Consider the following 12,337-nt stretch of genomic DNA (forward strand, 5'->3'; position numbering starts at 1 on the left):
AGGAAAGGGGCAGATGGGGAACGGGCGCCGCCCCCAAAAGCACGCCGGCCCCCTCCAAGACCGTTCCAAGAGGGTTCCATGCCCGTTCCATGACCCCCCGGCGAGTCTCGTTCCATGAAGACGACACGGAAACACCCCGCCACGGCGGCGCCCGACACCCACGAGATGGTGGTCATCCACCGCGGCCTGCGCCGCGAGGCCCGTCTGCTGGTCGAGCTGATCGCCGCGACGGCGCCGGGCGACACGGACCGCGCCCGGGTACTGGCGGACCACTTCCGGGACTACCGCCTCGGTCTGCACCAGCACCACCACGGCGAGGACGAGCACCTGTGGCCCAGGCTGCTGGCACGCGTGGACCTCGAAGCCGATCAGGTCCTCCTCATGGAGGCCCAGCACGAGCGGATCGCCGCCACGCTCGCGGCGGCCGGGGAGGCCCTGACCGGCTGGGAGCACGGCGCGGACGAGGCCGCCCGCGACGCCCTGGTGGCCGTCCTCGCCGAGCACCGCGCGGTCCTGGTCGAGCACCTCGACCAGGAGGAGGAATCGCTTCTCCCGCTCGCCGCCCGCCACCTGTCGGCCCACGAGTGGAACGCGCTGGGCGAGCTTTTCATGACGCACACCCCCAAGCCCAAGCTGCTGTTCTTCCTCGGCATGGTCCTGGAGGAAGCCGACCGCGCCGAGCGCGCCGCGATGCTCTCCGCCCTGCCGCTCCCGGCGCGCCTGCTCTGGTACGCCGTCGGCCGCCCCGCCTACGCCCGCCGGATCCGGACCGTCCGCGCCGCCCGCGCCGCCCGCGCCCGCTGACCGGCACTCGCCCTCCCCCGAAGGAGAAACGCCATGTCCCTCAAGCACGTCACCACCGCCCTCGCCGCCGCCGGAGCCGCGCTCATCCTCTACGTCGGCCTCAGCTACCTGTTCGCCCCGCAGGCGACCGCACCCGACTTCGGCGTCCCGACCTGGCCCCGCCAGGAGGGCACCGCGTTCCTGGCCGTCAAGGGCGTACGGGACGTCGCGACGGGCCTGGTCATCCTGGCGCTCCTGCTCACCGGCCACCGCAGGGCCCTCGGCTGGGCGATGGCGGCGATCGCCTTCGTCCCCGTCGGCGACATGGTGATCGTCCTGAACAGCGGCGGGCCGGCCGGCACCGCGTACGGGGTCCACGGCGCCACCGCCCTGGCGGTCGCGGTCACCGCCGCGCTGCTGCTGCGCGAACGCCCCGCCCGCCCCGCTTGCCTCCCCGCCGACACCGCGCCCCCGGCCGGGACCGCCCCGTCCCCCGTCCCCTCCGCCTGAGAGCGAGCCTCCCGTGTCCCTGATCGTGCCCGCCTTCGACGACTCCGTGATCGTCCGCTCGTCCGAGGCCGAGACCATCGGCGCCGCCCCCGTCACCGTCCGCCTCCTCGCGGACAGCGGTTCCACCGGCGGAGCCCTGTCGACGCAGCGCGTCACCCTCCGCAACGGCGCGAACGGCGCCGCGCCCCACCGCCACACCCGCTCCGCCGAGATGTTCTACCTGCTCGACGGCACCGCCCAGTTCCTGTCGGGGGAACGGGTGGTGACCGCGGGGCCCGGTGACCTCGTGGTCGTACCGCCCGGCCTCGACCACGCCTTCGCCGCCGCGCCCGGCGAGGACGCCGACATCCTCATCGTCATCACCCCGGGCGTCGAACGCTTCGAGTACTTCCGCCACCTGGAACGCATCGCCTACGGGAAGGTTCCGCCGGAGCCCCTCCTCGACGTGCAGGAGCTCTACGACACCCACTTCGGCCGCAGCGAACCGTGGGAGCGGGCCCGCGCCTGACGGCCGCCGTACCGGCCGCCACCCACACCAAGAGAACCCAGGCATTCCGCTTACGCCCGCGCCGACCTACGGTTACTGGTCATGCGGTTCCTCCCCACGAGTACACGGCGCCTCGGGCTGCCCCGACGGGCCGTCTCGCAGATCCTGCTCACCCAGCTGGCCATCGCCGCCGGGGTCCTCGTGCTGGCCACCGGGCTCTTCCTCGCCCCGCTCAGCGCCCAGCTGGACGACCAGGCCATGCGCCGCGCGCTGGCCATCGCCCAGAGCGCGGCGGCGGACCCCTCCCTGGCCTCCGACCTCCTGAGGTCGGGGCCGTCCCCGGACAGCCCCGTACAGGCCGCGGCCGAGCGGATCCGCAGCGCGACCGGAGCGGAGTACGTGGTCGTCATGGACCTGAAGGGCATCCGCCGCTCCCACCCCAGTCCCGACCGCATCGGACTGCCCGTCTCCACCGACCCCGGCGACGCCCTGGCGGGACACGACGTCATGGAGATCGACGAGGGCACCCTCGGCCGCTCGGCCCGCGGCAAGGTGCCCCTGGTCGCCGCCGACGGCGAGATCGTCGGCGCCGTCTCCGTAGGCATCCCCTACGACAGCGTCCGCGACCGGCTGCTCGGCGCCATCCCCGGACTGCTCGCCTACGCCGGCGGGGCCCTCGCCGCCGGCGCGCTCGCCGCCTACCTGCTGTCCCGCCGGATCCAGCGGCAGACCCGCGACCTCGCGTTCTCCGACATCGCCGGTCTCCTCGCGGAACGCGAGGCCATGCTGCACTCCATCCGCGAGGGCGTGATCGCCCTCGACGGGGACGACCGCGTACGGCTCGTCAACGACGAGGCCGCCCGGCTGCTGGGGCTCTCCCCGGGCGCCGCCCGCACCCTCACGGGGCGCCCGCTCGACGAGCTCCTCGGTCCGGGCCGCACCAGCGACGTCCTCGCCGGCCGCGTCACCGGGCGCGACCTGCTCACCGTCCAGGGCCCGCGGGTGCTGGTCGCCAACCGGATGCCGACCGCCGACGGCGGGGCCGTCGCCACCCTGCGCGACCGGACCGAGGTGGAGCACCTCAGCCGCGAGCTGGACTCCACCAAGGGGCTGATCGATGCCCTGCGCGCCCAGGACCACGAGCACGCCAACCGCCTCCACACCCTCCTCGGCCTGCTCGAACTGGGGCTGCACGAGGAGGCCGTCGCCTTCGTGAACGAGGTCGCCGGAGTGCACCGCAGCACCGCCGAGCAGGTCACCGAGAAGGTCCACGACCCCCTGCTGGCCGCCCTGCTGGTCGGCAAGGCCACCGTCGCCGCGGAGCGGGGCGTCCCGCTGCGGCTGGCTCCCGCCTCCTTCCTCCCCGACCGGCTGGTGGACCCGGGCGGCCTCGTCACGATCCTCGGCAATCTGGTGGACAACGCCCTGGACGCGGCGGCGGGCTCGGCCGCGCCCGTGGTGGAGGTCGACATCCGCGCGGAGGGCCGCACCGCCGTGCTGCGGGTGCGCGACAGCGGTCCGGGCGTCCCCGCCGGGCGCCACGAGGAGATCTTCACCGAGGGCTGGTCGACCAAGCAGCCCGAGGCCCACCGCGAACGCGGCCTCGGACTCGCCCTCGTACGCCGTCTCGCGGAGCGGCAGGGCGGCAGCGCCAGGGCCGGGGAAGCCTCGGACGGAGGGGCGGAGTTCTCCGTCGTGCTCCCGGAGGCCCTGCGGTGAGCGGGACCCCGAGCGGTGAGCTGGCCGTACTGGTCGTCGACGACGACGTGCGTGTCGCCCGGATCAACGAGGCGTACGTGGACAGGGTTCCCGGATTCCGCGTGGCCGGCCGGGCCCACTCGGCGGCCGAGGCGCTGGAGTTCCTCACCGGCCGGCCCGTGGACCTGGTCCTCCTCGACCATTACCTGCCGGACGAGAACGGCCTCGACCTGGTGCGCCGCATGCGCCAGCTGGGCCACCACACCGACGTGATCATGGTCACGGCCGCCCGGGACCTGGCCACCGTCCAGGCGGCCATGCGGCTCGGCGCCCTCCAGTACCTGGTCAAGCCGTTCGCCTTCGCCGGGCTGCGCGCCAGACTGGAGGCCTACGCCGCCCTGCGCCGCTCCCTCTCCGGCGGCGGCGAGGCCGAGCAGGCCGAGGTGGACCGGATCTTCGGCGCGCTGGCCGCGGCCGGTACCCCGAACGAGCTCCCCAAAGGCCACTCCCCCACCACCGCCGAGCTGGTCCGCGGGGTCCTGCGCACCGCGGAAGGCCCCCTGTCCACCCAACAGGTCGCCGACCGCGCCGGCATCAGCCGCCAGACCGCCCAGCGCTACCTGAAGCTCCTGGACCGCTCCGGCCGCGTCACCCTGGCCCTGCGCTACGGCGAGACCGGCCGCCCGGAACACCGCTACGCGTGGGTGCCCTCGGCGGGCCCCTGAGGGCTCAGACCGCGCCGGCCCCCGTCAGGGAGCGGACCTCCGTCTCCGCGTGCCTGCGCTCGTCCGGCTCCTCGCCCGAGGTGACCGTCCCCAGCCAGCCCGCGAGGAACCCGAGCGGGATGGAGACGATCCCCGGGTTCTGCAGCGGGAAGTACTGGAAGTCCACACCGGGGAAGAGCGATTCGGGGCTCCCCGAGACCACGGGCGACAGGACGACCAGCAGCACCGCCGGGACCAGCCCCCCGTACACCGACCAGACCGCCCCCCGCGTGGTGAACCCCCGCCAGAACAGCGAGTACAGCAGCACCGGCAGGTTCGCCGAGGCCGCCACCGCGAAGGCCAGCCCCACCAGGAAGGCGACGTTCAGGTCCTGGGCGACCAGCCCGAGGCCGATCGCCACCGCCCCGATCCCCACGGCCGCGACGCGCGCCACGGCGACCTCGCTGCGCTGCCGGGCGTGCCGCCGCTTGAGGGAGGCGTAGAGGTCGTGTGCGACGGAGGCGGACGAGGCGAGGGTGATCCCGGCGACCACGGCGAGGATGGTCGCGAAGGCGATGGCGGCCACGAACGCGAACAGCACCGCGCCCCCGGTGGACTCCGCGCCCCCGCCGAGGAAGGCCGCCAGCAGCGGTACGGCCGTGTTCCCGGAGGCGTTGGAGGCCCGCACCCGGTCCGGCCCGAGCAGGGCCGCGGCCCCGAAGCCCAGCACGATGGTCATCAGGTAGAAGCCGCCGATCAGCCCGATCGCCCAGACCACCGACCGGCGGGCCGCGCGCGCCGTGGGCACGGTGTAGAAGCGGGACAGGATGTGCGGCAGCCCCGCCGTGCCCAGGACCAGGGCGAGCCCCAGGCTCATGAAGTCGACGCGGGCGGTCCAGTCGCCCCCGTACCGCAGGCCGGGGCCCAGGAAGCGGGCACCGTACCCGCTGCGCTCGGCGGCGCTGGTGAGCAGCTGGCCGAAGTTCCCGTGGAAGCGCAGCAGGACCAGCACGGTCAGGGTGATCGCCCCGCCCATCAGGAGGACGGCCTTCACGATCTGGATCCAGGTGGTGGCCCGCATCCCGCCGAAGGACACGTAGACCACCATCAGGGCGCCCACGCCGATCACGGTGAGCGTCCGCGCGGCGGCGCCCGAGCCGCCGAGCAGCAGGCCCACCAGGCTGCCCGCACCGACCATCTGCGCGACCAGGTAGAGCACCGAGACCACGACGGAGGAGATCCCGGCCGCGATCCGTACGGGCCGCTCGCTCATCCGGGCGGCGACCACGTCGGCGAGGGTGAAGCGCCCGCAGTTGCGCACCAGCTCGGCGACCAGGAAGAGGACCAGCAGCCAGGCGACGAGGAAGCCCACGGAGTACAGCAGGCCGTCGTACCCGAACAGGGCGATCAGGCCGGAGATCCCGAGGAAGGAGGCGGCGGACATGTAGTCGCCGGCGATGGCGAAACCGTTCTCCATGGGGGAGAACAGCCTCCCGCCCGCGTAGAACTCCTCGGCTGAGCCGTGCCGGTTGCGGCTGACCCAGGTGGTGATGCCGAGGGTGACGGCGATGAAGACGCTGAACAGGATCAGCGCGAGGGTCTGGTGCTCGCTGTTCACCGGCCCTCCTCCCGGGCCCCGGTGCGCTCCCGGTCACGTTCCTGCTCGAAGACCGTCCAGCGCAGGTCGAGTGCGGCCCGGTCCCGCCGCAGGCGGGCGTGACGGGCGTAGGCCCAGGTCAGCAGGAAGGTGCTCAGGAACTGCCCGAGCCCCGCGAGCAGGGCCACGTTCACCGGGCCGAAGACGGGCCGGGCCATCAGCCCGGGTGCCGTGGTGGCGGCGGCCACGTACGCGACGTACCAGAGGAGGAACCCGGCGGTCGCGGGGACGACGAACCTTCGATAGCGGCCGCGGACCTCCTGGAAGGCGGCGCTCCGCTGCACTTCGAGGTAGATGTCGGCCGCGCCGGGCCCGGTCCGGCCCGCGGCGTCCGGGCGGGCCGGGACCGTTTCGCCGCCCTCGCCCCAGCCCACGGCCAGCGCGTCGTACCAGGGGTCGTCCAGCCGGATCGTTCCGGCATCGCGACCGTCGTGCTTGTCCACCGAACTCTCCTTGTCCGCCGCCGCATTGGCCGCGTGCCCACAAGGATGTGCTCAATGGTCGATTTCAGGACCGATGTCCCGGCGCTCTTCACTCCTTCAGGTGAGGGAGGGAAGAGCGCCGGTGTGCCGGGACCGCGTCCCGGCCCGGGTCAGGCGTCGATGCGCGAGCGGTCCAGGGTGGCCGCCGAGCCCGTGATGAACTCCTTGCGCGGGGCGACCTCATTGCCCATGAGCAGGTCGAAGACCTGCTCGGCGGAGTCCAGGTCGCCGATGTTGATCCGGCGCAGGGTGCGGAAGCGGGGATCCATGGTGGTCTCCGCGAGCTGGTCCGCGTCCATCTCGCCGAGGCCCTTGTAGCGCTGGATGGCGTCCTTGTACCGGATGTTCTTGCGCTGGTACTCCAGCAGGGTCTGGCGCAGCTCGTTGTCCGAGTACGTGTACACGTACTTGTCCTGGCCCCGCTTGGGCTGGACCAGCTCGATGCGGTGCAGGGGCGGGACGGCCGCGAAGACCCGGCCCGCCTCGACCATGGGCCGCATGTACCGCTGGAAGAGCGTCAGCAGCAGGCAGCGGATGTGCGCGCCGTCCACATCGGCGTCGACGAGCAGGACGATCTTGCCGTAGCGGGCGGCGTCGAGGTCGAAGGTGCGGCCCGAGCCGGCCCCTATGACCTGGATGATCGCTCCGCACTCGGCGTTCTTGAGCATGTCCGAGACCGAGGACTTCTGGACGTTGAGGATCTTGCCGCGGATCGGCAGCAGGGCCTGGAACTCGGAGTTGCGCGCGAGCTTGGCCGTACCGAGCGCGGAGTCGCCCTCGACGATGAAGAGCTCGCTGCGGTCCACGTCGTCGCTGCGGCAGTCGGCCAGCTTGGCCGGCAGCGAGGAGGACTCCAGCGCGGTCTTGCGGCGCTGCGCGTCCTTGTGCTGACGGGCCGCGATCCGGGTCCGCGCGGCCGCGACGATCTTCTCCATCACGGCGCGGGCCTGCTGCTTGTCGTCGCGCTTGGTGGAGGTCAGGAAGGCCTTGAGCTCCTTGGCGACGACGGCGGCGACGATCCGCGTCGCGGCGGAGGTGCCGAGCACCTCCTTGGTCTGGCCCTCGAACTGCGGCTCGGCGAGGCGGACGGTGACGACGGCCGTCAGGCCCTCCATCGCGTCGTCCTTGACCACGTCGTCCTCGGCGACGCGCAGCAGCTTCGCCGAGCGCAGGACCTCGTTGACGGTCTTGGCGACCGAGCGCTCGAAGCCGGAGACGTGGGTGCCGCCCTTGGGGGTGGCGATGATGTTCACGAAGGACTTGAGGTTGGTCTCGTACCCCGTGCCCCAGCGCAGGGCGATGTCCACGCCGAGCTCGCGGGTGACCTCGGTCGGGGTCATGTGGCCGCGGTCGTCGAGGACCGGGACGGTCTCCTTGAAGGTGCCCGTGCCGGTCAGGCGCAGCACGTCGCAGACGGCCTTGTCCTGGGCGAGGTACTCGCAGAACTCGCTGATGCCCCCGTCGAAGCGGAAGGTCTCCTCGGTCTTGCCGGCGCCGTCGATGGCCCGCTCGTCGCGGACCACCAGGGTCAGGCCGGGGACGAGGAAGGCGGTCTGGCGGGCCCGCTGGTAGAGGGTCTCCAGGTTGAGCCGGGCGTCCTTGAGGAAGATCTGGCGGTCGGCCCAGTAGCGGATCCGGGTGCCGGTCCTGCCCTTGGGGATGCGCTTGATCTTGCGCAAGCCGTTGGCGGGGTCGAACGGGCTGTCGGCGCCCTGCTCGGTGAACATGCCGGGGACGCCGCGGCGGAAGCTGATGCCGTGGGTGGAGCTGCCGCGGTCGACCTCGACGTCGAGGCGGGCCGAGAGGGCGTTGACCACGGAGGCGCCGACGCCGTGCAGACCGCCGGAGGCGGCGTAGGAGCCGCCGCCGAACTTTCCGCCCGCGTGCAGCTTGGTCATGACGACCTCGACCCCGGACAGGCCGGTCTTGGGCTCGACGTCCACCGGGATGCCGCGGCCGTTGTCGCGGACCTCGACCGAGGCGTCCTCGTGGAGGATCACCTCGATGTGGTCGCAGTAGCCGCCCAGGGCCTCGTCGACGGAATTGTCGATGATCTCCCAGAGGCAGTGCATCAGGCCTCGGCTGTCGGTGGAGCCGATATACATGCCGGGGCGCTTGCGAACGGCCTCAAGGCCTTCGAGGACGAGCAGGTGCCGCGCGGTGTAGTTGGAACCGTCCCGGTCTGCTCCGGACAGCAGCGCGCTGGAAGGCACGGACGTGTCGGCGGTCACGCAGTTCGCTCCTCGCTGAATTTCTTTTCTGGCCCGGTCGGGCGCAGGGGTGGCTCGGCTGCCGGTCAGAGGGTACCGAGGCCTGGTAGAGCCGATGCAACGCCACCCTCGTCGCTTCACCAGCCTAGTGCAGATCCGCACGGGTGTTCGATCCCCCGTGAGGGTGAAGCAAACATCACGTTCCCTTCCAGGCATGAACCATTTAGGGTTCGGGCACGTCCTCATGCACAACCGGCACTCACGCCGGGGAGGACGGGAACTGCTACACAGCGAACGACTGACAACGCGAAACCGTAAAGCAACGCAATACGGCTCCTTCGCCGCCAACCGGCAGCAGCCGGCCAGCTTCGGAAGGAAGTTTCGAGGAAAAGCCGCGAGCGGGAACGTTTTCGGCCTGGTTGGATGTTGACCCTGGTACGACAGCTCGTCGAGCTAGAGAAGAGGCGACGTGACTACTGTTCTGACACCCGCGACCCCGCTGACGGCCGCTGACCGATGCGACCGTTGCGGCGCCCAGGCATATCTGCGCGTCGTCCTCCTGAGCGGTGGTGAACTGCTCTTCTGCGCCCACCACGGGCGTAAGTTCGAGCCGGAACTCAAGAAGATCGCCGCGGAAATACAGGATGAGACCGAGCGGCTCACGTCCGCTCCGGCCGCTAACGCTGCCGACACCGAGGACCGCTGACACAAGGCCTAACCTCGCATCCGACGAGCCAGGACCGGCCAGGCCGGTCGACGGGCGGCATCTCTGAGAACCAGGGACGCCGCCCGTCCTCATATCCGAGGCACTTCCCGGCCCCATGGGCGAGGCCCGTACATCCCCGCACCCCCGTGCAGGGCCGTACGGGCCCCTTGGAGCCCCTCCGGACACCCCGTGCGGTGTCCTACGCCCCGCCGGGCCGCGCGGCCCTCTCGGCGCCGCTCACGAATCCGACCAACGGGGCGATCCGGGTGTACACGCCCGGACTGTCGGCGCGCCCGCAGCCGCGCCCCCACGACACCAGCCCGATCAGCCGCCCCCCGGCCACGAGCGGGCCCCCGCTGTCCCCCTGGCAGGCGTCCTTGCCGCCGTCCCGGTCCCCGGCGCACACCATGGAGTCCGCCCGGTACTGACCGTCCGAGTCCCCCGGGTACGCCCGCCGGCAGACGTCGTCGGCGAGCACGGTGACCTGCGCCGCCCGCAGCCCGTACGCGTAGTCCCCGAAGCCGCTCGTGTCGCCCCACCCGTACACGGCCGCGTCGGTGCCCGCGGCGTACGCCGGGTGGCCGTCCCCGGCCATGGGGAGCACGTACTGCGCCGGAACGGCCTCGGCCAGTTCCAGCACGGCCAGGTCCCCGGCGTTGCTCCCGGGGTCGTAGGCCGGATTCACCCGGGCGGCGCGCACCGCGATCTCCCGGCCCTCGTCGGCGCGCAGCTCCGTACGCCCGGTGATCACACGGAAGTCGGCGACGGATTCGACCGGCCCGCCCAGCACCTGCCGGCCCAGGCAGTGGGCCGCGGTCACCACCGTGGTCGGGGCGACGACGACGCCCCCGCAGAACTGTCCGTCCCGGGTACCCCCGAACCGGTCACGACTGGCGAGGGCCACGACCCACGGGCTGTCGGCCACGTTGACCGGCTTCCCGCCTATGACCACGCTGTCCGCGGCCACCCCGGGGGCCTGGGCCAGCGGCAGCACGGCCGCTCCCGCCACCAGGGTCAGCGAGCCCGCCAGAGCACGGGCGAAGGAACGACGCATGAGGCCTCCTGACTCTGAGTGTGCATGACTCCACCCAGAGTGGGTCGCCCGGTGGCCGGGCGCACCCGCGCGGCCACCGTCGCGCGCCCCCGCGCCCCGGCCGGTGGAGATCCGGTACGGGGCCGCTCGGGATCCGCTCAGGACCCGGTCGCCGTCCGCCCCGGTCCCGGCCCGGGGCGCACCCGTGCCGGGCCCGGACCGGCGGCACCGGACCCTTCGGCCGTTCCGTCGGTCAGTCCAGGTAGTCGCGCAGGACCTGGGACCGGGACGGGTGGCGCAACTTCGACATGGTCTTGGACTCGATCTGGCGGATGCGCTCGCGGGTGACCCCGTAGACCTTGCCGATCTCGTCGAGGGTCTTGGGCTGGCCGTCGGTGAGGCCGAACCGCATCGAGACCACCCCGGCCTCGCGCTCGCTCAGCGTGTCGAGGACCGAGTGCAGCTGCTCCTGCAGCAGCGTGAAGCTCACGGCGTCGGCCGGGACGACCGCCTCGGAGTCCTCGATCAGGTCACCGAACTCGCTGTCGCCGTCCTCGCCGAGGGGGGTGTGCAGGGAGATCGGCTCGCGGCCGTACTTCTGGACCTCGATGACCTTCTCGGGGGTCATGTCGAGTTCCTTGGCCAGCTCCTCCGGGGTGGGCTCGCGGCCGAGGTCCTGGAGCATCTGGCGCTGCACGCGGGCGAGCTTGTTGATCACTTCGACCATGTGCACCGGAATGCGGATGGTGCGGGCCTGGTCGGCCATGGCGCGGGTGATCGCCTGCCGGATCCACCAGGTCGCGTACGTGGAGAACTTGTAGCCCTTGGTGTAGTCGAACTTCTCCACCGCGCGAATCAGGCCCAGGTTGCCCTCCTGGATCAGGTCCAGGAAGAGCATGCCGCGGCCGGTGTAGCGCTTGGCCAGGGAGACCACGAGACGGAGGTTGGCCTCCAGCAGGTGGTTCTTGGCGCGGCGGCCGTCCTCGGCGATGATCTCCAGCTCGCGCTTGAGCTTGGGCGCCAGCTTGTCGGAGTTGGCCAGCTTGTCCTCGGCGAACAGGCCCGCCTCGATGCGCTTGGCGAGCTCGACCTCCTGCTCGGCGTTGAGCAGCGGGACCTTGCCGATCTGCTTGAGGTAGTCCTTGACGGGGTCGGCGGTGGCGCCGGCCACGACGACCTGCTGGGCGGGGGCGTCGTCCTCGTCGTCCGAGATGACGAAGCCCTTGTTCTCCCCGCCCTCCTCTTCCTCCTCGGCCTCGGCCTTCGGGGCGTCGGGGCCCTCGTCCGCGGTCTCCTCGCCGTCCTCGTCCGCGTCCTTCTTGGCCGCGGTCTTCTTCGCGGCCGTCTTCTTCGCCGCGGTCTTCTTGGCGGGAGCGGCCTTCTTCGCGGCCGTCTTCCGGGCTGCGGTCTTCTTCGCGGCGGGCTCGGCCACGGGCTCCTCGGCCAGGGCGTCGGTGATGTCCGGCTCCGCCGTCCCGGTCCCGGTGTCCGCGACGATTCCGGCCGCGGCCGGAGGGGCCGCCGTCTTCGCCGCGACGGTCTTGGTCGCCGTCCGCTTGGCGGGGCTCTTCGCCGCGACGCTCTTGCGGGGGGTGCGCCTGGGCGACTCCGCGGCACTGACCATCAGTGTCACACCCTCTTCCTCAAGGATCTGGTTGAGGCTGCGCAGAACATTCTTCCACTGGGTCGCAGGAATCTGGTCAGCCTCGAAGGCCCGACGCACGTCATCGCCGGCGATCTGCCCCTCGGCCTTGCCCCGCTCGATGAGCGCCATCACAGACTCGGAATCGGCGATCTCCGGCGGGAGCGTACGGGATGTGCTGGCCGACACGAACAACCTCTCGGAACGATGGGAACGGCTTCCGACCCCGGCCTGGTGCTGGACCGGAGCCGACGACCACCGACTGGGGATGGGCCGGGGGCGCGGGCAGGGGCCGGGGAGCTGCACAGCACCCCCAAGGGCTGCTGTCTTCCCTCCGTCGGCCATCACCTCTTACGTCATCGCGTGACGTCGCGGAGCGTTACGCCCAATCTTCGTGGCCCGAATCACATCGGGTTCCCGTCCGT

At 71.9% G+C, this 12,337-nt stretch carries 11 protein-coding genes; 6 read left to right on the forward strand and 5 right to left on the reverse strand.

Going from position 1 to position 12,337, the window contains the following annotated elements:
* Nucleotides 1–114 precede the first annotated feature (114 nt).
* From SLAV_RS10585 to SLAV_RS10605, 5 genes are all read left to right on the forward strand, one after another.
* On the forward strand, nucleotides 115–804 hold the full coding sequence (locus tag SLAV_RS10585; RefSeq protein WP_051841406.1) for a hemerythrin domain-containing protein: 690 nt from the start codon (nucleotides 115–117) through the stop codon (nucleotides 802–804).
* 33 nt (nucleotides 805–837) lie between these two features.
* Complete coding sequence (locus SLAV_RS10590) at nucleotides 838–1,293, forward strand: DUF4267 domain-containing protein (protein ID WP_030239637.1); 456 nt, start codon at nucleotides 838–840, stop codon at nucleotides 1,291–1,293.
* Between the two features lie 13 nt (nucleotides 1,294–1,306).
* Complete coding sequence (locus tag SLAV_RS10595) at nucleotides 1,307–1,801, forward strand: cupin domain-containing protein (protein ID WP_030239635.1); 495 nt, start codon at nucleotides 1,307–1,309, stop codon at nucleotides 1,799–1,801.
* An 81-nt stretch (nucleotides 1,802–1,882) separates the two neighbouring features.
* Nucleotides 1,883–3,499: a sensor histidine kinase gene (locus tag SLAV_RS10600; RefSeq protein WP_030239633.1), complete on the forward strand. Its 1,617-nt coding sequence runs from the start codon at nucleotides 1,883–1,885 to the stop codon at nucleotides 3,497–3,499.
* Entirely contained in the window at nucleotides 3,496–4,203 is a 708-nt protein-coding gene (locus SLAV_RS10605; protein ID WP_030239632.1) for a DUF7342 family protein, read from the forward strand. Before SLAV_RS10600 ends, SLAV_RS10605 begins: the two co-directional genes overlap by 4 nt.
* A 4-nt stretch (nucleotides 4,204–4,207) precedes the next feature.
* Here SLAV_RS10605 and SLAV_RS10610 read toward each other — a convergent pair whose 3' ends face one another.
* The 3 genes from SLAV_RS10610 to SLAV_RS10620 all read right to left on the reverse strand — a co-directional run bounded on the left by SLAV_RS10610 (nucleotide 4,208) and on the right by SLAV_RS10620 (nucleotide 8,552).
* Nucleotides 4,208–5,800 carry a monocarboxylic acid transporter gene (locus tag SLAV_RS10610; protein ID WP_030239630.1) on the reverse strand — a complete coding sequence of 531 codons (1,593 nt, stop codon included), beginning with the start codon at nucleotides 5,798–5,800 and terminating at the stop codon, nucleotides 4,208–4,210.
* Nucleotides 5,797–6,282, reverse strand: a complete 486-nt coding sequence (locus SLAV_RS10615) for a DUF485 domain-containing protein (RefSeq protein WP_037688777.1) — start codon at nucleotides 6,280–6,282, stop codon at nucleotides 5,797–5,799. The genes SLAV_RS10610 and SLAV_RS10615 overlap by 4 nt, the downstream gene beginning before the upstream one ends.
* A 149-nt stretch (nucleotides 6,283–6,431) precedes the next feature.
* The gene (locus SLAV_RS10620; RefSeq protein WP_030239627.1) at nucleotides 6,432–8,552 is read right to left on the reverse strand and encodes a DNA gyrase/topoisomerase IV subunit B; all 2,121 of its coding nucleotides are present in this window, start codon (nucleotides 8,550–8,552) and stop codon (nucleotides 6,432–6,434) included.
* A 448-nt stretch (nucleotides 8,553–9,000) separates the two neighbouring features.
* On the opposite strand from SLAV_RS10620, the gene SLAV_RS10625 reads away from it, so the two are divergent.
* A complete protein-coding gene (locus SLAV_RS10625; protein ID WP_030239625.1) occupies nucleotides 9,001–9,237 on the forward strand; it encodes a DUF7455 domain-containing protein in 237 nt (78 codons plus the stop codon).
* Between the two features lie 199 nt (nucleotides 9,238–9,436).
* On the opposite strand, the gene SLAV_RS10630 is transcribed toward SLAV_RS10625, so the two are convergent.
* Nucleotides 9,437–10,291, reverse strand: a complete 855-nt coding sequence (locus tag SLAV_RS10630) for a S1 family peptidase (RefSeq protein WP_030239623.1) — start codon at nucleotides 10,289–10,291, stop codon at nucleotides 9,437–9,439.
* 232 nt (nucleotides 10,292–10,523) lie between these two features.
* A complete protein-coding gene (locus SLAV_RS10635; protein WP_030239622.1) occupies nucleotides 10,524–12,101 on the reverse strand; it encodes an RNA polymerase sigma factor in 1,578 nt (525 codons plus the stop codon).
* Between the last annotated feature and the right edge of the window lie 236 nt (nucleotides 12,102–12,337).

Origin of the sequence: Streptomyces lavendulae subsp. lavendulae, from assembly GCF_002803845.1 — a bacterium.
Classification (GTDB): domain Bacteria; phylum Actinomycetota; class Actinomycetes; order Streptomycetales; family Streptomycetaceae; genus Streptomyces; species Streptomyces lavendulae.

Excerpts from the sequence above, each read along its gene's own strand:
- SLAV_RS10600 (WP_030239633.1), top strand. The coding sequence starts at position 1,883 with ATGCGGTTCCTCCCCACGAGTACACGGCGCCTCGGGCTGCCCCGACGG.
- SLAV_RS10630 (WP_030239623.1), bottom strand. The coding sequence starts at position 10,291 with ATGCGTCGTTCCTTCGCCCGTGCTCTGGCGGGCTCGCTGACCCTGGTG.
- SLAV_RS10590 (WP_030239637.1), top strand. The coding sequence starts at position 838 with ATGTCCCTCAAGCACGTCACCACCGCCCTCGCCGCCGCCGGAGCCGCG.
- SLAV_RS10585 (WP_051841406.1), top strand. The coding sequence starts at position 115 with ATGAAGACGACACGGAAACACCCCGCCACGGCGGCGCCCGACACCCAC.